Below are 23,567 nucleotides of genomic sequence, written 5' to 3' on the forward strand. Positions count from 1 at the left end.
GCTCGGCGAAGGAGGAAGGAAGCGGCGGCGGCGCTCAGCGCACCACCTCCGGCGCGGGCGCCTCGGCGGCGGTCGGATCGGCCGCCGTGTTGGCGGCCGTGCTGGCCGCCGGCTCGTGCGGCATCCACGAGGGCAGCACCGGCTCGCGCCCCTGGTCCGGCGTGGCCAGCTCCATCCGGCCGCGCGGCAGGCTGTCCGGATAATTGGCCTGCAGGAAGGCGATCAGCCCCTCGCGCACGCGGCAGCGCAGGTCCCAGGCCAGCGAGGAATCGGGCGCGCTGACCAGCGCGCGCAACTGGATCGAGCGCTCGGTGGCGTCGGTCACCTGCAGCACCTGCACCCGGCCGTCCCATTCGGGCGCGGCGCTGACGATGCGCGACAGCTCGCTGCGCAGCGGTTCCAGCGGCGTGCGGTAGTCGACGAACAGGAACACCGTGCCGATGATCTCGGCGCTGTTGCGGGTCCAGTTCTGGAACGGGTTCTCGATGAACCATTGCAGCGGCACCACCAGCCGGCGCTGGTCCCACAGCCGCACGGACACATAGGTACCAGTAATTTCCTCGATCCGGCCCCACTCGCCCTGGATCACCACCACGTCGTCGAGCCGGATCGGCTGCGAGATGCCGATCTGCAGACCGGCGATCAGGTTGCCGAGCACCGGCCGCGCGGCGATACCGGCCACCAGCCCGGCCACGCCGGCCGAGGCCAGCAGGCTCGCGCCGATCTGCCGGACATTGGGGAAGGCCATCAGCGCGGCGCCGGTGCCGATGATCACCACCACCACCATCGCCGAGCGCGCCAGCACGCGCGCCTGGGTGTGGATGCGGCGCGCCTCCAGGTTGTTGGGCCGGTCGACCGGGTTGGCCTGCACGATCGCCTCGCCGACCGCCGCCGCCAGGCGCATCAGCAACCAGGTCAGCGCGATGATCAGGCCGACCGCCGCGAGCGTGCGCAGGCCGCCCGCGTGGCTCAGTTCGTCGGCCACCTGCAGGGACAGGAATTCGAGCGCCAGGAAGGCCAGCACCGCGAGCGCGGGCCGGTCGATATAGCGCACGATCACGCTCATGAAGGGATAGGGGCGCGCCAGCGGGATCAGGATCCGCGCGCCGAGCCAGTGGATGCCGGTCACGACGGCCAGCAGGAGCGCGGCAACGAACAGCGTGCCGGGCCAGGAGTGGAGCGGCGCATCGGCGATGGCCGCGAGTTGATCGATGGTCATCGTCATCGCGCGGGAGTCGTCGTCTGGGGCGGGGGCGGCGGGATCCGCGGATCCCGCTTCCGCCGGGGTTGGTTGGAACAGGAACAGAGGGCCGGGAACCGCCCTCGCCTTCAATTCAGTTCAGTTAAGCCCGGGCGCGCGGCCGCCTCAATTGCCGTTGCGGCAGGGAAACGCCTTGCCGAGCCCGAGCGAGACGGCCGTGCTGGCGTTGTAGTCGACGATCTTCGGGTTCTCGGCGACGTACTTGCGCACCGCGTCCGTCATCTGCTGCGCCTTGATGTCGGGCGGCAGGCAGAAGTACTGGCCGACGCGCGGCCCGGTGGTGCCGCCGATCGCGTCGATCGTGTTGTACACGCCGTCGGCCGCGCCCTCGATATACGCGCCGCACGAGGCGCGCGACTTCACGTCGGTCTTCGCACAGAGCTTGTCGAGATCACCGGCCGTGAAAGCGTGCGCCGACAGCGGCGCGACGAACGCGGCGGCAAAACACAGAGCCCGCAACATTGGATCTTCCTTATGTCAGGTCGGCGGCCTCGGGCCGGTACGACGAAAGCGGCGCGGCGAAGGCCGCGCCCAAAACCGCTATTTTGCACTGTTTTGGCCACCCGCCCCACTGGCGGGGCGGCCGTCGCCGATCCGCACGGTGCGCGTGGACAGGATCTTGACCGCATCGGGCGCCTGGTAATGCTTGGCGAACTCCAGCGCGGTGACGCCGACCTGGTTCTTGATGGCCGGATCGGCGCCCTGGTCGAGCAACAGGGTGACGGTGGTGTCGTGGTTGCCGCGCGCGGCCATCATCAGCGGCGTGGTGCCGTTGGGCGAGCCCGCGTCGATGTAGGCGGACTTGTCGAGCAGGTAGCTGACCACGTCGTCGTGGCCGTTGGTGGCCGCGTAGTGCAGCGCCGTCCAGCCCTTCTTGCTGACTTCGGCGCCCTTGTCGACCAGGAACTTCACCAGCGGCAGGTCGCCGTTGAGCGAGGCCATCATCAGCGCGTTCTCGCCGGCCGGATCGGTCTTCTCCAGGTCGATATTGGGTGCCGAGGCCAGCGCCTCGGCCACCTTGTCCGACTTCTCGCGCGCGGCGATCACGATCAGCGGATTGCCGCGGTCGTCGGTCAGGTTCGGGTCGAGCCCGTTCTTGAGCTGCTTGCCGATGTCGGCGATATCGTCGAACTTGACGGCCTTGACGATCGCGTCGCGCGATTCGGCATGCGCGAGCGTGGCGGCGAAGCCGGTGCCGCAGGCAGCGGCGAGGACGAGCGCGCGCAGCGCGGCGCCCGGGCGGATCATGGACAGACCGTTGATCGGTTTCATATTGTTAGGCTCCTACCCTGGGTTGCTCCGGCCGGCGATCGCATCAGGCGGCGATCTTGAACAGCCGGAAAAAGTTCTGCGTGGTCGCGGCGGCCAGCGCCTCATCGCTGATGCCGCGCTGTGCCGCGATAAAGCGTCCGACATAACTGACGTACGCAGGTTCATTCGGCTTGCCGCGATACGGCACCGGCGCCAGGTACGGCGAGTCCGTCTCGATCAGCAGGCGCTCGATCGGCACGCGCCGCGCCACGTCCTGCACCTCCTCGGCCTTCTTGAAGGTGACGATCCCCGACAGCGAGATATGGAAGTCCTGCGCCAGCGCCGCCTCGGCCACGTGCCAGGGCTCGGTGAAGCAGTGCATCACGCCGCCCGGCACCGAGGCGCGCTCCTCGGCCATGATCCGCAGCGTGTCCTCCGAGGAGGCGCGCGTGTGGATGATCAGCGGCTTGGCGGTGGCGTGCGCGGCGCGGATATGCGTGCGAAAGCGCTCGCGCTGCCATTCCATGTCGGCGATCGTGCGCTCGCCGAGCCGGTAGTAGTCGAGGCCGGTCTCGCCGATCGCGACCACCTTCGGATGCGCCGCCAGTTCGACGAGTTCGGCGAGCGTCGGTTCCCGCACCTCCTCGTGATCGGGATGCACGCCCACCGAGGCGTAGATGTACTCGTGCCGCTCGGCGATCGCGAGCACCTGCGGCAGGGTCTCGAGGTCCACCGAGACGCACAGCGCATGCGTGACCTGGTGCTCGCGCATCTTGTCGAGCACCTCGGGCAGGCGCTCGGCGAGCCCTTCGAAATTGATGTGGCAATGCGAATCGACGAACATCGGTGCTTCCTGTCTGGGCTCAGGCCTGAGCGATCGGGCTCATGCGTAGAGCTCGCGATAGCCGAGGAACAGCTCCTCGAACACGAGCCGCGCATTGAGCGGGTGGTTCTCGACCGCGCGCTGGCGCGTCACGGTCTTCATGAAACGCGCGAAGGCGTTGGCGTCGAGCGCCGCCGCGCAGCGTTCGAGCGCCGCGCGCTGCGCGGGGAAATAACGCGGCTGGCCAGCCGCACGCTGCGCCAGCAGATCATAGAGCCAGCGCTGCAGCCAGCCCAGCACCACCGGCACCGGCAGCTTCTGCAGCGACTCGCCGCAGGCGAACGGATCGCAGCCCGCGCCGGCCGCCAGCTGCGTCAGGGTCCAGTCGCGCAGCGGCCGGTTCTCGTCGGCGGCCAGCGCCAGCGCGGCCAGCGGCGCGCCGCCCGCTTCGGCCAGCAAGGCTGCCGCGTCGGGCACCTGCTGCGCCGCCAGCCAGGCCTCGGCGTCCGCCGCCGAGGGCAGCGTCATCGGCCATTGCCGGCAGCGGCTGATGATGGTCGGCAGCAGGCGATCGAGCCGCGCCGACACCAGCAGGAACAGCACGCCCGAGGGCGGCTCCTCGAGCGTCTTGAGCAGCGCGTTGGCGGCCGCCACGTTGAGCGCCTCGGCCGGGTACAGCACCACCACGCGCGCGCCGCCGCGATGCGAGCCGACGCCGACGAAGTCGAGCAGGCCGCGCACCTGCTCGATCTTGATCTCCTTGCTCGGCGTGCGGGTCTTCTTGCCGCCCTCGTCCGCGTCAGCCTTGGGCTCGTCGGCAACCGCGCCCGGTGCCTCGCCGGCCAGCGCCTCGGGCAGCACGATCCGGTAGTCGGGGTGATTGCCCTGCTCGAACCAGGTACAGGCCGCGCACTTGCCGCAAGGCTCGCCCTTGGGCAGCGGCGATTCGCACAGGAAGCCCTGCGCCAGGTGCTGGGCGAAACGCAGCTTGCCGATGCCGGCCTGGCCGTGCAGCAGCAGCGCGTGCGGCCAGGCCGCGCGCAGCGCCTGCAGGCGGTCCCAGTCCTCGGTTTGCCATGGATAGATCATCGGGTCGGCCCTTTGCGGGTGGATCAGAGCGAAGCCAGCACGCCTTCGAGCTGGCGCTGGATCTGGGCGATCGACTGGCTGGCGTCGACGATCAGGAAACGATACGGCGCCTCTTCGGCGCGGCGCAGGTACTCGGCGCGCGTGCGCAGGAAGAAGGCATCGCTTTCCGCCTCGAACTTGTCGGGCGCGCGCGCCGCGCCGCGCCGCTCGCTGGCGACCTCGGGCGGCACGTCGAACAGGATCGTCAGGTCGGGCTGGAAGCCGCCCTGCACCCAGCGCTCCAGCGTTTCCAGCTTGTCGCGCGGCAGGCCGCGGCCGCCGCCCTGGTAGGCGAAGGTCGCGTCGGTGAAGCGGTCCGAGACCACCCAGTCGCCGCGCGCGAGCGCCGGCTCGATCACGCGCGCCAGGTGCTCGCGACGGCTCGCGAACATCAGCAGGGCCTCGGTTTCCAGGTCCATCGCCTGCTCCAGCAGCACCGCGCGCAGCGACTCGCCCAGCGTGGTGCCGCCCGGCTCGCGGGTCTGCACCACCTGGCGGCCGCTGGCGGCGACCTGCGCGCGCAACTGCTCGCAGAACCAGGCGAGGTGCGTGGTCTTGCCCGCACCGTCGATCCCTTCGAACGTGATGAATTTACCGCGCGCCATCATTGACCTCGTAGGTATTTGTCCACGGCCTTGTTGTGATCGCCGAGCGTATCCGAGAAGACGCTCGTGCCGTCGCCCTTGGCGACGAAATAGAGCGCCGGGGTGGCGGCCGGGTTCACGGCGGCCTGCAGCGACGCCGCGCCCGGCAGGGCGATCGGCGTCGGCGGCAGGCCGCGGCGCGTGTAGGTATTGTAAGGAGTGTCCATCTGCAGGTCCCGCTTGCGCAGGTGCCCGTCGTAAGCGTCGCCAAGGCCGTAGATCACGGTCGGATCGGTCTGCAGCGGCATGCCGATCCGCAACCGGTTCGCGAACACCGCCGCCACGTAGGCGCGGTCGGCCGCGTGGCCGGTTTCCTTCTCGACGATCGAGGCGATCGTCAGCATTTCGTAAATCGAGCGATACGGCAGCCCCGGGGCGCGCATGCGCCATGCCTCGTCCAGCCGCGTCTGCATCAACTGGTAGGCGCGCCGGTAGAGGTTGATATCGTTGGTGCCCTTGTCGAACAGGTAGGTATCGGGGAAGAACAGGCCCTCGCCGCTGCCCCGCTCGATCTGAGCGGGGGTCGCGCCGATCGCGCGCAGCAGCTCAGCATCGCTCATGCCCGCCGTGCTGTGCACGAGGGCCGGATTGCCGTCGAGCTCGGCGCGCATGCGCTTGAAGGTCCAGCCCTCGATGATGGTCGCGACGTATTCGTTGACGTCGCCGCGCGCCAGCTTCTGCAGCACCTCGTACGACGTCAGTCCGGTCTTGAACTCGTAATTGCCCGACTTGAGCCGGCTGTCCAGCCCGAGCACGCGCGTCATCAGCACGAACAGCTGCGGCTGCAGGGGCACGCCGCCGCGCACGAGCTGCTGCGCGACGCCCTTGACGCTGCTGTGCGGCTTGATCGTGACATCGACGGTCGGTGACGGTAAGGCAAGCGGCTGGTTCGCCCAGTAATAACCGCCGCCCGCCAGCGCAGCGGCCAGGACGACGGCCGCCGCCGCGAGCGCGGCGCATTTCGAGAGTAGGGACATGCGGAACGGGACTCGGTGAAGGTCCATATAATACTTGCTTGTCTTCGCCAAAGTCAGGATTGACTGTTCCCCGTTTCCATGAGCACACCGATCGTCAACGGGGCGCCGACCGCGGCTGCCCCCGCCCTGCCCGTCCTGCCGCGTCCGGCGGCCGCCGAATTCGAGGCGGCGCTCACGCGCGGCGTCTACGCGCCGCTGCCGCAGTTCGGCATCATCGATGTCGCCGGCGACGATGCCGCGACCTTCCTCCATAGCCAACTGACCAACGATATCGAGCATCTTGACGCGGCCGGCGTCAAGCTGGCCGGCTACTGCACCGCCAAGGGCCGCCTGCTGGCCTCGTTCCTGGCCTGGCGCAGCGAGTCCGGCGTGCGCCTGCTGGTCTCGAAGGACATCCAGCCCGCCGTGCAGAAGCGCCTGTCGATGTTCGTGCTGCGCGCCAAGGCGAAGCTGAGCGACGCGGCCGGGCTGGTCGCCGTCGGCATCGCCGGCGAGGCTCGCGAGGCCTTGTCGGGCCTGTTCGAGGCGCTGCCCGACGGCGTCCATACCAAGCTCGACGGCCCGGCCGGCACGCTGATCCGGCTGCCCGACGCCGACGGCCGCGCGCGTCACCTGTGGATCGCCAGCCGCGAGCAGTTCGAGGCCGGCGCCGCGGTGCTCGACGGCAAGCTCGCGCGCGTCTCGCCGGCCGTGTGGGACTGGCTCGAGATCCGCGCCGCCGAGCCGCGCATCACCCAGCCGGTGGTCGAGCAGTTCGTGCCGCAGATGCTCAACTACGACGTGATCGGCGCCGTCAATTTCCGCAAGGGCTGCTACCCGGGCCAGGAAATCGTCGCGCGCAGCCAGTATCGCGGCACCATCAAGCGCCGTGCCGCGCTGGTGCACGTCGAGGGCGAGACCGACACGGTGCGCGCCGGCGTCGAGCTGTTCCACAGCGAGGATCCGGGCCAGCCCTGCGGGATGATCGTCAACGCGGCGGCCGCGCCGGCAGGCGGCGTCGACGCGCTGGCCGAGATCAAGCTGGCCGCGCAGGAATCCGGCACGGTCCACCTCGGGGCCGCCGACGGCCCGGCGCTCGCCTTCCTGCCGCTGCCCTACGGCATCCCCACCGAAGTCTGAGCGCGCGTGCTATCGTGGCGCGCGGACCAACGCGAGCCACGGCGCGTGCCCGGTCCGCGCACCCCGATCCCAGTGAGGGAATCACCTGATGTGCCTGATCGTATTCGATTGGCAGCCCGAGGCCGAGGACGGCCCGGTACTGACGCTCACCGCGAACCGTGACGAATTCTTCCGCCGCACGAGCGCGCCGCTGGCCTGGTGGGAGGATGTGCCCGGCGTGCTGGCCGGGCGCGACCTGGAAGGCGGCGGCACCTGGCTCGGCGTCTCGCGCGACGGCCGCTTCGCCGCGCTGACCAACTACCGCGCCCCCTTCGACATCCGCGCCGGCGCCCCGACGCGCGGCAAGCTGGTGTCGGACTTCGTCGGCGGGCGCAACCTCGCGCCGCTCGACTACCTCGAGCAGATCGCCGGCACCGCCGCGCTCTACAACGGCTTCAACCTGCTGGTCGGTGACTGCCGGCGCCGCGAGCTGGCCTGGTACTGCAACCGGCCGGCCGAGCCCGATACCGCGCTCGACGCGCCGCTGCGGCTGGCCGCCGGCGTGCACGGGCTGTCCAACGCGCGGCTCGACACGCCCTGGCCCAAGCTGGTCCACAAGCGCAGCGAGCTCGGCACCCTGCTGACCTACGAGGCCGCGCCCTCGCTCGACGCGCTGATCGAGATCATGCGCGACACGCGCACCGCCGCCGACGAGGCGCTGCCGCATACCGGCATTCCGCTGGAGCGCGAGCGCGCGCTGTCGGCCGCCTTCATCGAGACGCCCGAATACGGCACGCGCGGCACCACGGCGCTGCGCGTGACGGTCAAGGAGCGCTCGCGGCTGACAGTCGAGATCAAGGAGCGCTGCGACGACGACGGCTCGCACCGGATCGTGCGGCCCGGCGCCTTCGAGCGCGCGATGAGCTTCGACGTGGAGCTGGGCGGCACGCGTTGAGGCCGGCGCGCGCCGTTTCGACGCGCAGCCTCTCGCAAGGATTCGCACAGATCGACGCGCCTAGCCGCTAGGGCGCGCGCGCCATCTCGACGTGGATCACGCCGGCCGTGTCGAACGGCTCGCCGACGATGTCGAAACCGCGCTGCCGGTAGAACGGCACCGCCGCCGGCTGCGCATAGAGCGTCACGCGCGCCTCGCCGCGCGCGGCGGCTTCCGCCACCAGCGCGCCCAGCACGCGCGTGCCGATGCCGCGGCCGCGCGCTTCCGGCAGCACCGACAGGCGGCCGATGGTGGCGCCGGCCAACAGGCGCGCGGTGCCCACCGCGTGGCGCGTGCCTCGGTCATCGCCGCCTTCGCCTCGCACCAGGTAGGCCACCGCGTGATGCGCCAGCGGATCCTCCTCGTCGAGTTCCAGCTCCGGCGCGATGCGCTGCTCGCGCACGAACACCGCGTCGCGGATGCGCGCCGCATCGGCGCCGAGCCGCGTCCAGTCGCCCGTTTCCACCTCGATCCGCTCCATCGCTGCGCCTCGTCGACCTGATCGACGCGGCGGCGCTCAGTCCTGCTCGAACGCCCCGCGCAATGCCCGCACCGCGTCCGCATGCGCCTGCCGGACCGCCGGAACGTACCCGCCCATCTTGAAGAATTCGTGAATCATGCCCGCGTAGCGGACCAGCTCGACGCGATTGCCGGCCGCGCGCAGCTTGTCCGCATAGGCGATGCCCTCGTCGGAGAGCGGATCGTATTCGGCCACCGCGATCCAGGCCGGCGCGAGGCCTGCGAAGGACGGCGCGCCGCGCATGCCGTCGAGCGGCGCGAAGCGCCAGTCCTCGCGATCGGCCGGGTTCGGCACGTACTGCGAGAAGAACCACTGGATGGTTTCGGCCGTCAGCAGATAGCCGTGAGCGAGCCGCGCGTGCGAGGCCGTCTGCTGGTGCGCCGTGAGCCCGGGGTAGATCAGAAGTTGCAGCCGCGGCGCGATCCCTCGATCGCGCGCCAGCACCGCCACCGCGGCGGCCAGCGTGCCGCCGGCGCTGTCGCCGCCCACCGCCAGACGCGCCGCGTCGACGCCGAATTCGCTGGCATGCGCGTGCAGCCAGGCATAGGCGTCCTCGGCATCGTCGTGCGCGCTCGGGAAGCGCGCCTCGGGCGCGAGCCGGTAGTCGACCGACAGCACCGCGCAATACGCGTCGCGCGCGAACATCCGGCACAGCGCGTCATGCGTGTCGAGGCTGCCGACCGTGAAACCGCCGCCGTGGTAGTAGACCAGCGCCGGCAGCGGCTCGCCCAGGCTCGGCATCTCGGGCAGGTAGAGCCGCGTGCCGATCGTGGCGCCGTCGCGGGTCGGCACGCGCAGATCCTCCACCGAGGCCATCGGCGCGGGCGCGAGATCGAGGATCGGCGCACTGCGCTCGTAGGCGGCACGCGCGGCCTGTGGCGTCTGGGAGGCGTAGGCGGGACGTCGGGCGCGCTCGATCATGTCGAGCACCTGGGCGATTCCGGGATCGAGCGGCATCGGGGCGGCGGTGGATAGGCAAAGGGTGGACGATAGCGGCACATGATGCCACGCGCCGGCCAGGCGGCGGCTTGCCTGCGCAGGATGGGCGGCAATGCCCGCGCGCCGCCCTTTCGCTTTTCGCGCCTAGGCGCGGCTCAGCCCAGCGCGACGAGCTGCTTGCCGAAGTTGTGCCCCTTGAGCATGCCGAGGAAGGCTTCGGGCGCGCGCTCGATGCCCTGCGCGATGGTCTCGCGATAATGCAGCTCGCGGCGCGCCACCAGCTCGCCCAGTTCGGCCAGCGCGGCCGGCCAGACCTCGGGATGCTCGGTGACGATGAAACCCTCCACGCGCAACCGCGCCCTGAGGATCGGCCCGGGCTGCCGGATCGGCGCGGCCTCGCCGTCGTAGCCGGCGATCATCCCGCACAAGGCGACGCGGCCGAATGCGTTCATCAGCGCCAGCGTCGCGTCGAAACCAGGGCCGCCGACGTTCTCGAAACAGAGATCGATGCCGTCGGGCGCGGCGGCCGCCAGATCCTCGGCCAGGCGCCCGGCCTTGTAGTCGACGCAGGCGTCGAAGCCGAGCGTGTCGCGCACGTAGCGGCACTTGTGCTCGCCGCCGGCGATGCCGATCACGCGGCAGCCGGCGCGCCGCGCGAGCTGCCCCACCACGCCGCCGACCGCGCCGCTCGCCGCGCTGACCAGCAAGGTCTGTCCCGCGCGCGGCTCGAGCAGGCGATTCACGCCGTACCAGGCGGTCACGCCCGGCATGCCCACCACGCCGAGATGGGCCGACAACGGCAAGCGCGACGCATCGACCTTGCGCAGCCCCTTGCCGTTCGAGACGCCATGCGTCTGCCAGCCGAACATGCCGACCACGCGGTCGCCGACCGCATAAGCGGCATGACGCGACTCGATTACCTCGCCAGCCGTCTCGCCGATCATCACCTCGCCGAGCGGCTGCGGCGCCGCGTAGGATTTCGCTTCGCTCATGCGGCCGCGCATGTAGGGGTCCAGCGAGAGAAAGCGGTTACGCACGCGTAGTTCGCCCTCGCGCAGCGGCGCGAGCGGCGTTTCCACGAGCCGGAAATTGTCGAGGCTGGCCGCGCCCTCGGGGCGCGACACGAGCAGAACCTGCCGATTGATGTCGGTCATCGCTGTCTCCTGTCTCCATGTCATGACGCCCGCCTCGCCGGAGAGGAGCTTCCCGGCCTCGTCCTGGCGCGAGCCCAACGCGATTCGGCCCCGTCGTCGCCGATCGGGGCCGTTGCTGCCACGGGGGCCGTCAGGCGTCGCTCGGCCCCGGATTCGCGCCCGGATCGGTGCGCGAGCGCTGCCGGGCGATATCGCGGCCCACAGCCAGCCGCTTCATGTACTTGAAGGTGCCGATCGCCTTGGCGACGAAATTGCCCTGGCTGTCGCGCACCTCGCCCTCGCAATAGGCCATGGTGGTCGAGCGGTGCATCACGCGGCCATAGGCACGCAGCTCGCCGCGCCCCGGCTGCATGAAGTTGACCTTCATCTCCACCGTCACCACGCCCACGCCGTCGTCGGTCAGGCTGCGCGCGGCCATCGCCAGCGCCACGTCGGCCAGCGTCATGGTCACGCCGCCGTGGGCGATGCTCCAGGTGTTCATGTGCTGCTCGGCCAGCGGCAGCGCGATCTCGCTGGCGCCATCCTTGGCCGAGACGAGTTGCACACCGAGCGCGTCGACGAAGGGGCTCTCGATGGTGGGCGGCGCCTTGCGCGGGCTGCTGTCCTGGCTCATCGCGCGCCTCGCGCCGTCTGGCCGATCAATCCGCGCGACTCGCGCGCCGCGGCGTGTGCCGATGCCTTCTGTGTCATGTTGCCTTCTTGCCTAGCGATCAAGGATTCAGTGAATGTCGATGCGGGTGCGCGCCGGCTCGGGCCGCGCGCCCCTGATCCAGAACCGAAGCCTACCAAACTTGCGGGCCGGACGATTCGGCGAATCCAGCGGCGTGTCGTCGAATACGGGGCCTGAAAGGCGATCGTCAAGCGCCAAGCACAAAGGGCGGCCGACGCCGCAGCGCCGCCCGCCCTTTGCCTTCATGCCGATCAGCTCGCCGTCACGCGATCATGCGATCTCGAACAGCCCCGCCGCGCCCTGCCCGCCGCCGATGCACATGGTCACCACCACGTACTTCGCGCCGCGGCGCTTGCCCTCGATCAGGGCATGGCCGGCCAGGCGCGCGCCCGACACGCCATAGGGGTGACCCACCGCGATCGCGCCGCCGTTGACGTTGAGCCGGTCGGCCGGAATCCCGAGCGTGTCCTGGCAGTACAGCACCTGCACCGCGAAGGCCTCGTTGAGCTCCCACAGATCGATGTCGGACACCTTCAGCCCCGCCTGCTTGAGCAGCTTGGGCACCGCGAACACCGGGCCGATGCCCATCTCGTCGGGCTCGCAGCCGGCCACCGCGAAGCCGCGGAAGATGCCCAGCGGCGCCAGCCCCTCGCGCTCGGCGAGCTTCGCGTTCATCACCACGCAGGCCGAGGCGCCGTCCGAGAACTGGCTGGCGTTGCCCGCCGTGATCACCCCGCCCGGCACCGCCGAGCGGATTTTCGAGACGCCTTCCAGCGTGGTGTCGGGGCGAATCCCCTCGTCGGACGAGAGCGTGACCTCGCGCGTGTGGAGGCGGCCCGTGGCCTTGTCGGCCACGCCGGCCAGCACGGTGATCGGCACGATCTCAGCGTCGAAGCGGCCGGCCTCGCGCGCGGCCGCCGCACGCAGTTGCGATTGCACGCCGTATTCGTCCTGGCGCGCCTTGGCGATGCCGTAGCGCTTGGAGACATTCTCGGCGGTCTGCAGCATGCTCCAGTAGATCTCGGGCTTGTGCTCGCGCAGCCAGCCTTCCTGCAGCATGTGATGGTTCATTTCGTTCTGCACGCAGGAGATCGACTCCACGCCGCCCGCCACGAACACCTCGCCCTCGCCGGCGATCACGCGCTGCGCGGCCAGCGCGATGGTCTGCAGTCCGGAGGAGCAGAAACGGTTGATGGTCATGCCCGGCACCGACACGGGCAGGCCCGCGCGCAGCACGATCTGGCGCGCGATGTTGGCGCCGGTGGCGCCTTCCGGATTCGCGCAGCCCATCAGCACATCCTCGACGCGCGCCGGATCGAGCTTGGCGCGCTCGACCGCGGCGGCCACCACATGCCCGCCCAGCGTCGCGCCGTGCGTCATGTTGAGCGCACCGCGCCATGATTTCGCCAGCCCGGTGCGGGCGGTGGATACGATTACGGCTTCGTTCATGCCAGTCTCCTGGTTCGAATTGCTTGTAGACGGTTGTCGACGCAGGCGGCCCGCTCAGGCGAGCACCGCCTGCGCCTGGACGCGGGCCACGCCCGCGGCCTGAAGTTCTTGCCATGCCCGCGCCAGCGAGCCGTTCAGGTCGATCGCGCGGCAGGCATCCTCGATCACGGCGGCCTCGAAACCGGCCGCCCGCGCATCGAGCGCGGACCAGGCCACGCAGTAGTCGGTGGCCAGCCCGCAGCACCAGACGCGTTTCGCGCCGAGCGCGGCGAGGTAGCCCGCCAGCCCGGTGGGCGTGCTGCGATCGGCCTCGACGAAGGCCGAATAGCTGTCGATCGAGGCGTCGAGGCCCTTGCGGATCACCAGCCGCGCCTGCGGGATGTCGAGGGCGCGATGCAGCGCCGCGCCCTCGCTGTCCTGCACACAATGCACGGGCCACAGCACCTGTTCGCCATAAGGCAGGGAGATCGTCGAGAACGGCTCGCGGCCCGGGTGGTTGGCGGCGAACGACACGTGCGCGCGCGGATGCCAGTCCTGCGTGATCACCACCTGCTCGAAGCGCCGCGCGAGCCGGTTGATCACCGGCACCACCGCGTCGCCGTCGGCCACCGCGAGCGCGCCGCCCGGCATGAAATCGTTCTGCACGTCAATCACGAGCAGCACATCGTCGCTACGCATGCTGGTATCCTCCGCGCGCTTCAGCCGTTGAAACCCTTGCCGGCCGCCGCGAGCTTCGCGATCGACGGTGCCGGCTGCCAGGCATCGCCGTTCGCGCCCGCCGCGTAGCGGCGCATCGCGCGCTCGACGTTGTAGAGGCCGACCGTGTCCGCGTACAGCATCGGGCCGCCGCGCCAGAGCGGGAAGCCGTATCCGGTCAGGTAGACCATGTCGATGTCGGAAGCCTTGGAGGCGATGCCTTCCTCGAGGATCTTCGCGCCTTCGTTGACCAGCGCGTAGACCAGCCGCTCGACGATCTCCTCGTCGGCGATCTTGCGGCGCTCGAAGCCGGCTTCCTTCGAATAGGCCAGCACCATCTCGTCGACCAGCTTCGAGGGCTTGGCGCGCCGCTCGCCGGCCTGGTAGTCGTACCAGCCGCCGCCGGTCTTCTGGCCGAAGCGGCCCAGTTCGCAGAGGCGATCGGCGATCTTCGAGTAATGCAGGTCGGGCTGCTCGAGGTAGCGGCGCTTGCGGATCGCCCAGCCGATGTCGTTGCCGGCCAGGTCGCTCATGCGGAACGGCCCCATCGCGAAACCGAAGGCCTCGATCGCGCGATCGACCTGGGCGGGCAGCGCGCCCTCCTCCAGCATGAACAGCGCCTGGCGGATGTACTGCTCGACCATGCGATTGCCGATGAAGCCATCGCACACGCCCGATACCACCGCCGTCTTGCGGATCTTCTTGGCGAGCTGCATCACGGTGGCCAGCACGTCCTTGGCGGTATGCTCGCCGCGCACCACCTCGAGCAGCTTCATCACGTTGGCCGGGCTGAAGAAGTGCATGCCGACCACGTCCTGCGGCCGCCTGGTGAAGGCCGCGATCTTGTTCACGTCGAGCGTGGAGGTGTTCGAGGCGAGGATCGCGCCGGCCTTGGCCACCTCGTCGAGCTTGCGGAACACCTGCTCCTTCACGCCCAGTTCCTCGAACACGGCCTCGATGATCAGGTCCGCGTCCTTCAGGTCCTCGTAGGACAGCGTCGGCGAGATCAGCGCCATGCGCGCCTCGAGCTTCTCCTCGCTGAGCTTGCCCTTCTTGACCTGCGCCTCGTAGTTCTTGCGGATCGTGGCGAGGCCGCGCTCGAGCGCTTCCTGCTTCGTTTCCAGCAGCGTGACCGGCAGCCCCGCGTTGAGGAAGTTCATGGTGATGCCGCCGCCCATGGTGCCCGCGCCGATCACGCCGAGCTTGCGGATCTCGCGCACGGGCGTGTCGGCCGGCACGTCGGGGATCTTGCTGGCGGCGCGCTCGCCGAAGAAGGCATGGCGCAGCGCGCGGCTTTCCGGCGTCTGCACCAGCGCCACGAAACCCTCGCGCTCATCGATCAGGCCCTGGTCGAAGCCCTTCAGCACGCCGGCCTCGATCGCGTCGATGCACTTGTGCGGCGCCGGGTATTGCGGTGCGGCGGCGCGGGCGCTGTTGCGCGCGAACTGGATGAAGCCGGCCGCGTTCGGGTGCTCGATCTTGCGGTCGCGCACGCGCGGATGCGGGCCCGGCTTGGCGCCGACGCGCCTGGCCAGCGCCACCGCCGCTTCCAGCAGGTCACCTTCGGCCATCTCGTCGAACAGGCCGCTCTTGGCGAGCTGCTCGGAAGGCACGGCCGCGCCCGACACGATCATGTTCAGCGCGGTTTCCAGCCCGAGCGCGCGCGGCAGCCGCTGGGTGCCGCCCGCGCCCGGCAGCAGGCCGATCTTGACCTCGGGCAGGGCCACCTGGGTGCCCGGCGCGGCGATCCGGTAATGCGCGCCCAGCGCCAGTTCCAGCCCGCCGCCCATCACCACGCTGTGCACGGCGGCCACCACCGGCTTGGCGCTGGCCTCGACGGCCGCGATCAGGGTGTGCAGGCTCGGTTCCTGGAGCGCCTTGGGCGTATTGAATTCGGTGATGTCGGCGCCGCCCGAGAAGGCGCGGCCCGCGCCGGTGAGCACGATGGCCGTCACCGCCCGGTCCTGCAGCGCGCGATCGAGGCCGTCCATCACCCCGGCTCGCGTCGAATAGCCGAGCCCGTTGACGGGCGGATTGTTGAGCGTGATGACGGCCACGCCGTCACGAGTCGTGTAGTCCACTGCCATCTGTCTGCCTCCATGCGGTTGCGCGAGCCGCCAGGCCGCGCTTCGTCAGCGTCGACGGTGATTGTGCGCGCGCGACGCCGTGGCCGCACGCGAGGAAACCGGGGCAGCATACAACAAAAAAGAACGATCGTTCAATTACAACTTGAAGGTGCCGGATGCGGGTCGGAACCACGCTGTAAACAGCTTCGGCGGCCGGATCGCCAGAAGCGAAACCCGGCCGCCGATGATTGCGGAAACGGCAACGACGCGCCACTCGATGCGGGCTCTCGCGTCAAAGCCCGGCCGGGCGCAGCGGCTCGCCTTCCAGCGGGCATTCGCCGGCCACGATGCCGGGCAGCACATGCTCGCGGAACATCTCGCGCAGCTTGAGCTTCTGCAGCTTGCCGGTGGCCGTGTGCGGCAGCGTCTCGACGAACACCACGTCGTCGGGGATCCACCATTTCGCGACCTTGCCCGCGTAGAAGGCCAGCAGTTCCTCGCGCGTGACGTCCATGCCGGGTCGCGGCACCACCACCAGCAGCGGCCGCTCGGTCCATTTCGGATGCGCGCAGGCGATACAGGCCGCCTCGGCCACGGCCGGATGCGCCACCGCGACGTTCTCCAGGTCGATCGAGCTGATCCACTCGCCGCCCGACTTGATCACGTCCTTGCTGCGATCGGTGATCTGCAGGAAACCGTCGGCATCGATGGTGGCGACGTCGCCGGTGGGGAACCAGCCGTCGACCAGCGGCGAGCCGCTGCCGTCGAAATAATGCTCGACCACCCAGGGCCCGCGCACCTGCAGCTCGCCGAACGCGACGCCGTCCCAGGGCAGCTCGCGGCCGTCCTCGCCGACGATGCGCATGTCCACGCCATAGATCACGCGCCCCTGCTTCTCCAGCGAGCGGCGCCGCGCGGCCTCGTCGCGCTGCGTCTGCTCCCAGGTCAGCCGCGACAGGGTGCCCAGCGGGGACATTTCCGTCATGCCCCAGGCGTGGATCACCTGCACGCCGTAATCGTCCTCGAAGGCGCGCAGCATGGCCGGCGGGCAGGCCGAGCCGCCGATCACCGTGCGCTCCATGGTCGAGAAGCCGGCGCCCGATTCGCGCAGATGGTTGAGCAGGCCCAGCCAGACCGTCGGCACGCCAGCCGAGCAGGTCACGCGTTCGGCCTCCATCAGCTCGTGCAGCGACTTGCCGTCCAGGTCCTTGCCCGGCATCACCAGCTTCGCGCCGGTGAGCGGCACCGCGTAAGGCAGGCCCCAGGCGTTGACATGGAACATCGGCACCACCGGCAGCACCGAATCGAGCGCCGACAGGCCCATCGCGTCGGGCAGCGCGGCCGCGTAGGCGTGCAGCACGGTGGAACGATGCGAATAGAGCACCCCCTTCGGGTTGCCGGTGGTGCCCGAGGTGTAGCAGAGCGAGGAAGCCTGGCGCTCGTCGAGCAGCGGCCATTGATAGTCGCCGTCCTCGGCCTCGAGCAGCGTTTCATACGCCAGCAGCGGCGTGGCGGCGGCCGGCAGGTGCGCCTCGTCGGTCATCGCGATCCAGCCGCGCACCTGCGGGCACAGCGGCGCGAGCCGGTCGACCAGCGGCGCGAAGCTGATGTCGAACAGCACGAAACGGTCATCGGCGTGGTTGATGATGTAGACGAGCTGCTCGGGAAACAGGCGCGGATTGATCGTGTGGCAGACCGCGCCCATCCCGCTGATGCCGTAATAGGCTTCCAGGTGGCGATAGCCGTTCCAGGCCAGCGTGCCGACCCGCTCGCCCGGCTCGACGCCGGCGCGCAGCAGGGCCTGCGCCAGTTGCCGGGAACGCCGTTCGCAATCGCGGTAGGTGTAGCGGTGGATATCGCCCTCGAGCCGCCGCGATACGATCTCGGCATGGCCCATGTGGCGCGCCGCGTGCGTGATCAGGGACGACACCAGCAAGGGTATGTCCATCATCTGGCCCAGCAGCGGCGGGTTCATCGTGGTGCTCATCGTCCAGCTCTCCCGGTTGGATCCGACTACGACAGATGCCTCTCCCTCGCCGCAAGCGGCCCGCGCGGCGCGGATTTACAATACCGACTTGTGACTCGTCGTTCAACTTGCCGTTATCCAGAAGCGAATCCGATTTGGCTGCCACCCTCCCCGATCTCGCCGCCTCGCTCGCCGCGCCGCGCGACGATGCCTTCCTCAAGCTGGGCGCCGCATTCCTGACGCGCCTGCCCGCCGCGCCGCTGCCCGCGCCTTACGTGGTCGGCTTCTCCGACAACGTGGCCGCGGAACTGGGCCTCGATCCCGCGATCCGCGCGCTGCCGGGCTTCGCCGAGCTGTTCTGCGGCAACCCGAGCCGCGACTGGCCCGCCGAGGCGCTGCCCTATTCGAGCGTTTACTCGGGACACCAGTTCGGAGTCTGGGCCGGCCAGCTCGGCGACGGCCGCGCGCTGAACGTCGGCGAGATCGAGCACGAAGGACGCCGCTTCGAGCTGCAGTTGAAGGGCGCCGGGCGCACGCCCTACTCGCGCATGGGCGACGGCCGCGCCGTGCTGCGCTCCTCGATCCGCGAATTCCTGTGCTCCGAAGCGATGCACCATCTCGGCATCCCGACCACCCGCGCGCTGACCGTGATCGGCTCCGACCAGACCGTGATGCGCGAGACCGTCGAGACGGCCGCGGTGGTCACGCGCGTGGCCGAGAGCTTCGTGCGTTTCGGCCATTTCGAGCATTTCTTCTCGAACGATCGGCCCGACCTGCTCAAGCAACTGGCCGACCACGTGATCGACCGCTTCTACCCCGCCTGCCGCGAGGCCGAGGACCCGTACCTCGCCCTGCTGGAAGCCGTGATGCAGCGCACCGCGAAGATGGTCGCGCAATGGCAGGCGGTCGGCTTCTGCCACGGTGTGATGAATACCGACAACATGTCGATCCTCGGGCTCACGCTCGATTACGGCCCGTTCGGCTTCGTCGATGCCTTCGACGCTGGCCACATCTGCAATCACACCGACCAGCAGGGGCGTTATGCCTATCGCATGCAGCCGCGCATCTCGCACTGGAACTGCTTCTGCCTGGCGCAGGCGCTGCTGCCGCTGATCGGCCAGCAACGCGTCGACCTGGAAGACGACCCGCGCACCGAGCGCGCCGTGGAGGACGCCCAGGCGGTGCTGTCGCGCTTCCCGGAAACCTTCGGCCCGGCGCTGGAAGGCGCGATGCGCGCCAAGCTGGGGCTCGCGCTCGAGCAGGAAGGCGATGCCGCGCTGGCCAACCGGCTGCTCGAGATCATGCACGGCAGCCACGCCGATTTCACGCTGACCTTCCGGCGCCTCGCGCAGCTCTCGAAGCACGACGCGAATTCGGATGCGCCGGTGCGCGACCTGTTCATCGACCGCGAAGCCTTCGACGGCTGGGCCGCGCAATATCGCGCGCGCCTGGCCGACGAGACGCGCGACGACGCCGAGCGCGCCGCCGCGATGAACCGCGTGAACCCGAAGTACGTGCTGCGCAACCACCTGGCCGAGACCGCGATCCGTCGCGCGGCCGAGAAGGACTATTCGGAAGTCGAGCGGCTCGCGGCGATCCTGCGCCGGCCGTTCGACGAGCAACCGGAGCACGAAGCCTACGCCGCGCTGCCGCCGGACTGGGCCGGCACGCTCGAGGTCAGCTGTTCGTCCTGAGCGACGGCGCCCCGATTCCCCTGGAGAGACCCACATGTCCCACGATCACAACGACCGCGATTACCCGTACCAGAAGGACGAGGCCGAGCTGCGCGAGCGCCTCACGCCGATGCAGTACGAGGTCACCCAGCATGCCGCCACCGAGCGCGCCTTCACCGGCGAATACACCGACCTGGAAGATGCCGGCATCTATCACTGCGTGGTTTGCGACACGCCGTTGTTCGAATCCGGCGCGAAGTACCACTCGGGCTGCGGCTGGCCCAGCTACTTCAAGCCGCTCAACGGCGAGGTGATCGAGGAGAAGATGGACCGTACGCACGGCATGATCCGCGTCGAGGTGCGCTGCAACAATTGCGGCGCGCACCTGGGACACGTGTTCGAGGATGGTCCGCGCGACAAGACCGGCCTGCGTTACTGCATCAATTCGGCTGCGTTAAACTTCGAGCCTGACGCCGGCAAGTGAGGCCGTCGCCCGGGCTGGCCCGGGCGCTTCGGCCACACGCAACAGCCGCCGGCGCAAACCCGTCTTGCGTGCCGCCGCGGCCCGCCGGGCGGGGCCCCTAACGGTGGCGCAGCCCGGGCGCCTCGAACCCGGTCCGCCACGCAGCCCCGATCACCATGAAATTCCTGTTCGATCTGTTTCCGATCATCCTGTTTTTCGCTGCCTTCAAGGTCTGGGGCATCTTCACCGCCACCGCCGTGGCGATCGTCGCGACGCTGTTGCAGGTGGCCTGGGTGGCCTTCCGCCACAAGAAGGTCGACACCATGCTGTGGGTCAGCCTGGGCGTGATCGTCGTGTTCGGCGGCGCGACCCTGGTGCTGCACGACGAGAAGTTCATCCAGTGGAAGCCGACCGTGCTGTACTGGCTGTTCGCCGTGATCCTGGTCGCCGCGCGCTACCTGTTCGGCAAAAACCTGATCGAGAAGATGATGGGCAAGCAACTGAGCCTGCCGCATCCGATCTGGGACAAGCTCAACCTGGCCTGGGGCCTGTTCTTCGCCGTGCTGGGCGTGGTGAATCTCTACGTGGTGAATCACTACACGCCGTCGCAGTGGGTCAATTTCAAGCTGTTCGGCACCACCGGCGCGATGTTCGTGTTCATCATCCTGCAGAGCCTGTGGCTCGCGAAATACCTGAAAGACGAATGACGATGTCCGACGATTTCCTCAGCGCCTCGCCCGAAGGGCGCATCGCGCTGATCGAAGCGCGCCTGAACAGCGCGCTCTCCCCCGAATCCCTGCATGTCAGCGACGACAGCGCCGAGCACGCCGGTCACGCGGGTGCCGCGGCAGGCGGGCACTATACGGTGACGATCGTGGCCGCCGCGTTCGCCGGCAAGTCCCGCGTGGCGCGGCATCGGCTGGTGTATGATGCGCTCGCTGATGCGATGCGGCGCGGCATTCACGCGCTCGCGATCGTGGCTTACACGCCCGATGAGTTCAACGTGTCTTCACAATAATTCGTTTCACTAGGAATTCTTCCCGATGATCCTGAAATCCCCCCGCCTGTGGGTCGCGGCCGCCGCATTCGTCGCCGCACCGGCCTTCGCCCAGAACGTCGCCGTGGTGAACGGCACGCCGATCCCGAAGTCGCGCGTCGACGCGATGGTCGCTCAGCTCGTCCAGCAAGGTCAGCAGGATTCCGATCAGCTGCGCAAGATGGTCGGCCAGGAGCTGATCAACCGCGAAATCCTGATGCAGGAAGCGCTCAAGGAAGGCCTGCCGAACCGTCCCGACGTGAAGCAGCAAGTGGCGATCGCCCAGCAGACCGTGGTGCTGCGCGCGCTGATCGAGGACTTCGTGAAGAAGAACCAGCCGAGCGACGCCGAGGTCAAGGCCAAGTACGACGAGCTGGCCAAGGGCGCGACGGGTAGCGAGTATCACCTGCATCACATCCTGGTCGACAACGAGCAGCAGGCCAAGGATCTGATCGCGAAGATCAAGGCCGGCGCCAAGTTCGAGGACCTGGCCAAGCAGTTCTCGAAGGACCCGGGCTCGGCCAAGAACGGCGGCGATCTGGATTGGGCGGACCCGAAGTCGTTCGTGCCGGAATTCGCGAATGCGGCAACGCACCTGCAGAAGGGGCAGATGACGGACGAGCCGGTGAAGACGCAATTCGGCTGGCATATCATCCGCGTGGATGATGTTCGCCCGATCGCCCCGCCGCCGTTCGAGCAGGTGAAGGCGCAACTGGCGCAGCAGATGGTGCAGCAGAAGTTGCAGGCGTTTGAAGAGAAGCTGCGCGCGCAGGCGAAGATTCAGTGAGGTTCGTTTGATGTGCTTGGGCCGGCTTTTGATGAGCTGGCCTGGTGAAAAAATGCCGTCCCTTGGGACGGCATTTTTTATTGGGCTGTTGTTGTCGCACCTGGGGAAAATGGCGGGTCGGAGCGATCTGCTTGGTCGATACACTGCGCGGATTCGAAACCCTTGCAAAGGGAGAAGTCATGCCGATCCGATGCACATTCGATTTGAACAAGGAGCGCGTTTCGACCTTGAACTGTCCGGGATTCGGGACGATTCCGGCTTTTTCCGGCAAGGGGCGCGCGCGTGACAATCCCGAGGCAACAGGCTTGAAGGGAGTCGGGCCGATCCCGAAAGGGACGTACTACATCGTCGATCGGCAATCGGGCGGCCATTTCGGCTGGTTTTACGACGCTTGGGGCAAGCAGGGTTGGGGGACCACCGATCACACCAAGTGGTTTATGTTGTGGAATGCGAACACCGGCGACACGACCTTTGTCGGGAAAGTAAGGCGCGGGCGTTTTCGGATTCACCCGATGGGGCCGCGCCGTTCTAGCGAAGGCTGCATCACGATCATGAACCCGGTTACGTTCGATCGATTCGCGGAATTTCTGAGGAAGAAAGGCGCCGATTTGCCGGTGCCTGGATCGATGCTCAAGGCCTATGGCACGGTTGAGGTGAAATGAAGAGAATCGGATTGTTTGCGTTGAACCTCGTCGTGACGCTCGTCGGTGGGTGGGTTCTTGCGCATATCGTCGTCGGGCTGTCGGCGGAGATGCCTGCTCCGCTCGAAGATGCATTGCGGGTTTTGCTGCGCATCACGGGGCATGAAGAGTTCGACAATGAGGACGATTTGCTGGCGCTCGGGATGATGGCGGTTTTGATCGCCTCGATTGTCGTTGTTGGGGGGGTTGTTTGGGTCGCGAAGCTCATCGTCCGGGGTCGATCGCGTCGGGGTGGGGAATTCTGATAGGCCCGGTCCGATCGATTTCGACCCACTACGGGCGGTGAGAGCATTGACGGAAAGCGGCAGCGTTCGATTGCATACCGGCCATAGGATTCAAGCATCGAGTACCACTTTCTTGGATTTGCTTCCCGCGTGCATCAAAACAGGCCGGCTCCAGACACCGGTGTAAGCCATAAGGTACCCGATCCGGCGTCGATATAGTACGATTACACGTTACCGCTGGTTTGTTCTGTGAGCCAGCACCGTCACACATAAATTTATTTTCCGCCCAGAAAATCATGGCCGAGGAATATCCAGAAAACTACGACGCAATCAATGCGCGCGACGCCCTTTGGCCGATTCTCTCGCAATTCAAGGCACGCCCTAGCCCGGACAAGATCGACATCCGGGAGTCGATAGCACTGGTAGACTTTCACCTCAAAATCGCTTACACGCTGGTCATTTCGTTTAGCCGGCGACCGCTTGTCACTCCCATAAAAATATCACCGGCCCCTGGTTTCGGTTCCATGCTGGCCGTTGTCAGGCAAGGTGCAAAGTTTTCAACTGATGTCGGAACACAGTGGATTCGTGATCTCGTTTTGTCATGGTCTGCTGGCGCTGTCGCTGCGATCGACCTGTTCAAGACGCCGCGATACAAAACGTTCAAAATTCTTCGCGACCGACTGGCGCACGGACAACCATTACCGAGTGATGAGAAAGGGTTGTCTCCCATACGACAAAGCCTTATTTCGTTGATCGACACCCTTGATAGACTGCTTGAGGAAACGCTTAAGGAAACGACTATCGTCGCTCGGGATGGTCGCGTCCATATCCACAAGAAGCGGGAAAGAGCGATATTCGAAGTGTCGCCTCTCTGGATATCGTCCGATGCAACAGGTGGGCTACGGATTTATTCACACGCCAGTACCGACGCGATTCATTACGTTGAACCTAGCAGGCCGTTGAAATACCTCGACCGATTCGTCACGATATAGCCACCCTGATCCCGAGACGCGAAGACCGCATGCGAGGCGCCGACAGCTACAACGA

General features: G+C 68.0%; 25 protein-coding genes. 10 read left to right on the forward strand and 15 right to left on the reverse strand.

Features of this window, described 5'->3' with window-relative positions; all coding sequences use genetic code 11:
• Nucleotides 1–34 precede the first annotated feature (34 nt).
• The 7 genes from FB600_RS12315 to mltG all read right to left on the reverse strand — a co-directional run bounded on the left by FB600_RS12315 (nucleotide 35) and on the right by mltG (nucleotide 6,084).
• Complete coding sequence (locus tag FB600_RS12315; protein WP_096748715.1) at nucleotides 35–1,225, reverse strand: mechanosensitive ion channel family protein; 1,191 nt, start codon at nucleotides 1,223–1,225, stop codon at nucleotides 35–37.
• A 141-nt stretch (nucleotides 1,226–1,366) separates the two neighbouring features.
• A complete protein-coding gene (locus FB600_RS12320; RefSeq protein ID WP_013698314.1) occupies nucleotides 1,367–1,723 on the reverse strand; it encodes a Rap1a/Tai family immunity protein in 357 nt (118 codons plus the stop codon).
• A gap of 78 nt (nucleotides 1,724–1,801) precedes the next feature.
• Complete coding sequence (locus FB600_RS12325; protein WP_096748714.1) at nucleotides 1,802–2,533, reverse strand: ankyrin repeat domain-containing protein; 732 nt, start codon at nucleotides 2,531–2,533, stop codon at nucleotides 1,802–1,804.
• Nucleotides 2,534–2,576: 43 nt separating this feature from the next.
• Nucleotides 2,577–3,356, reverse strand: a complete 780-nt coding sequence (locus FB600_RS12330) for a TatD family hydrolase (RefSeq protein ID WP_096748713.1) — start codon at nucleotides 3,354–3,356, stop codon at nucleotides 2,577–2,579.
• Between the two features lie 39 nt (nucleotides 3,357–3,395).
• Nucleotides 3,396–4,424 carry a DNA polymerase III subunit delta' gene (locus FB600_RS12335; protein ID WP_098153932.1) on the reverse strand — a complete coding sequence of 343 codons (1,029 nt, stop codon included), beginning with the start codon at nucleotides 4,422–4,424 and terminating at the stop codon, nucleotides 3,396–3,398.
• A gap of 23 nt (nucleotides 4,425–4,447) precedes the next feature.
• Nucleotides 4,448–5,068, reverse strand: coding sequence for a dTMP kinase (gene tmk, locus FB600_RS12340; RefSeq protein WP_013698318.1), 621 nt, complete (start codon nucleotides 5,066–5,068; stop codon nucleotides 4,448–4,450).
• On the reverse strand, nucleotides 5,068–6,084 hold the full coding sequence (gene mltG, locus FB600_RS12345) for an endolytic transglycosylase MltG (protein ID WP_096748711.1): 1,017 nt from the start codon (nucleotides 6,082–6,084) through the stop codon (nucleotides 5,068–5,070). Before mltG ends, tmk begins: the two co-directional genes overlap by 1 nt.
• Nucleotides 6,085–6,162: 78 nt before the next feature.
• Here mltG and FB600_RS12350 point away from each other — a divergent pair, with 78 nt between their 5' ends.
• Complete coding sequence (locus FB600_RS12350; protein ID WP_096748710.1) at nucleotides 6,163–7,203, forward strand: YgfZ/GcvT domain-containing protein; 1,041 nt, start codon at nucleotides 6,163–6,165, stop codon at nucleotides 7,201–7,203.
• An 88-nt stretch (nucleotides 7,204–7,291) separates the two neighbouring features.
• A complete protein-coding gene (locus FB600_RS12355) occupies nucleotides 7,292–8,137 on the forward strand; it encodes an NRDE family protein (RefSeq protein WP_096748709.1) in 846 nt (281 codons plus the stop codon).
• A gap of 67 nt (nucleotides 8,138–8,204) precedes the next feature.
• On the opposite strand, the gene FB600_RS12360 is transcribed toward FB600_RS12355, so the two are convergent.
• From FB600_RS12360 to FB600_RS12395, 8 genes are all read right to left on the reverse strand, one after another.
• On the reverse strand, nucleotides 8,205–8,657 hold the full coding sequence (locus tag FB600_RS12360; protein WP_096748708.1) for a GNAT family N-acetyltransferase: 453 nt from the start codon (nucleotides 8,655–8,657) through the stop codon (nucleotides 8,205–8,207).
• Nucleotides 8,658–8,693: 36 nt separating this feature from the next.
• Nucleotides 8,694–9,653 (reverse strand): alpha/beta hydrolase, encoded by a 960-nt coding sequence (locus tag FB600_RS12365; RefSeq protein ID WP_096748707.1) that lies wholly within the window; start codon nucleotides 9,651–9,653, stop codon nucleotides 8,694–8,696.
• Nucleotides 9,654–9,790: 137 nt separating this feature from the next.
• Nucleotides 9,791–10,789 carry an NADP-dependent oxidoreductase gene (locus FB600_RS12370; RefSeq protein ID WP_096750572.1) on the reverse strand — a complete coding sequence of 333 codons (999 nt, stop codon included), beginning with the start codon at nucleotides 10,787–10,789 and terminating at the stop codon, nucleotides 9,791–9,793.
• Nucleotides 10,790–10,919: 130 nt separating this feature from the next.
• A complete protein-coding gene (locus FB600_RS12375) occupies nucleotides 10,920–11,402 on the reverse strand; it encodes a PaaI family thioesterase (RefSeq protein ID WP_013698325.1) in 483 nt (160 codons plus the stop codon).
• 327 nt (nucleotides 11,403–11,729) lie between these two features.
• Complete coding sequence (locus tag FB600_RS12380) at nucleotides 11,730–12,908, reverse strand: acetyl-CoA C-acyltransferase (RefSeq protein ID WP_013698326.1); 1,179 nt, start codon at nucleotides 12,906–12,908, stop codon at nucleotides 11,730–11,732.
• A gap of 54 nt (nucleotides 12,909–12,962) precedes the next feature.
• A complete protein-coding gene (gene pncA, locus FB600_RS12385; protein ID WP_046581692.1) occupies nucleotides 12,963–13,586 on the reverse strand; it encodes a bifunctional nicotinamidase/pyrazinamidase in 624 nt (207 codons plus the stop codon).
• 20 nt (nucleotides 13,587–13,606) lie between these two features.
• On the reverse strand, nucleotides 13,607–15,691 hold the full coding sequence (locus FB600_RS12390; protein WP_145756766.1) for a 3-hydroxyacyl-CoA dehydrogenase NAD-binding domain-containing protein: 2,085 nt from the start codon (nucleotides 15,689–15,691) through the stop codon (nucleotides 13,607–13,609).
• 271 nt (nucleotides 15,692–15,962) lie between these two features.
• On the reverse strand, nucleotides 15,963–17,645 hold the full coding sequence (locus FB600_RS12395; protein ID WP_181164045.1) for a 3-(methylthio)propionyl-CoA ligase: 1,683 nt from the start codon (nucleotides 17,643–17,645) through the stop codon (nucleotides 15,963–15,965).
• 119 nt (nucleotides 17,646–17,764) lie between these two features.
• Between FB600_RS12395 and FB600_RS12400 the strand changes: the two genes are divergently transcribed.
• From FB600_RS12400 to FB600_RS12435, 8 genes are all read left to right on the forward strand, one after another.
• Nucleotides 17,765–19,330 carry a protein adenylyltransferase SelO gene (locus tag FB600_RS12400; protein ID WP_145756764.1) on the forward strand — a complete coding sequence of 522 codons (1,566 nt, stop codon included), beginning with the start codon at nucleotides 17,765–17,767 and terminating at the stop codon, nucleotides 19,328–19,330.
• 34 nt (nucleotides 19,331–19,364) lie between these two features.
• Nucleotides 19,365–19,793 (forward strand): peptide-methionine (R)-S-oxide reductase MsrB, encoded by a 429-nt coding sequence (gene msrB, locus FB600_RS12405; RefSeq protein WP_013698331.1) that lies wholly within the window; start codon nucleotides 19,365–19,367, stop codon nucleotides 19,791–19,793.
• Between the two features lie 155 nt (nucleotides 19,794–19,948).
• Nucleotides 19,949–20,479: a septation protein A gene (locus tag FB600_RS12410; protein ID WP_013698332.1), complete on the forward strand. Its 531-nt coding sequence runs from the start codon at nucleotides 19,949–19,951 to the stop codon at nucleotides 20,477–20,479.
• Between the two features lie 2 nt (nucleotides 20,480–20,481).
• The gene (locus FB600_RS12415) at nucleotides 20,482–20,790 is read left to right on the forward strand and encodes a BolA family protein (RefSeq protein ID WP_025100292.1); all 309 of its coding nucleotides are present in this window, start codon (nucleotides 20,482–20,484) and stop codon (nucleotides 20,788–20,790) included.
• Between the two features lie 25 nt (nucleotides 20,791–20,815).
• Nucleotides 20,816–21,595, forward strand: a complete 780-nt coding sequence (locus FB600_RS12420) for a peptidylprolyl isomerase (RefSeq protein ID WP_145756763.1) — start codon at nucleotides 20,816–20,818, stop codon at nucleotides 21,593–21,595.
• A 179-nt stretch (nucleotides 21,596–21,774) separates the two neighbouring features.
• Nucleotides 21,775–22,257 carry a DUF2778 domain-containing protein gene (locus tag FB600_RS12425; RefSeq protein ID WP_098181856.1) on the forward strand — a complete coding sequence of 161 codons (483 nt, stop codon included), beginning with the start codon at nucleotides 21,775–21,777 and terminating at the stop codon, nucleotides 22,255–22,257.
• On the forward strand, nucleotides 22,254–22,541 hold the full coding sequence (locus FB600_RS12430; protein ID WP_145756762.1) for a hypothetical protein: 288 nt from the start codon (nucleotides 22,254–22,256) through the stop codon (nucleotides 22,539–22,541). The genes FB600_RS12425 and FB600_RS12430 overlap by 4 nt, the downstream gene beginning before the upstream one ends.
• Before the next feature lie 275 nt (nucleotides 22,542–22,816).
• Entirely contained in the window at nucleotides 22,817–23,512 is a 696-nt protein-coding gene (locus FB600_RS12435; RefSeq protein ID WP_145756760.1) for a hypothetical protein, read from the forward strand.
• Nucleotides 23,513–23,567: the final 55 nt, after the last annotated feature.

Source organism: Burkholderia sp. SJZ089, assembly GCF_007828315.1.
In the GTDB taxonomy this organism is placed as follows: Bacteria; Pseudomonadota; Gammaproteobacteria; order Burkholderiales; family Burkholderiaceae; genus Burkholderia; species Burkholderia gladioli.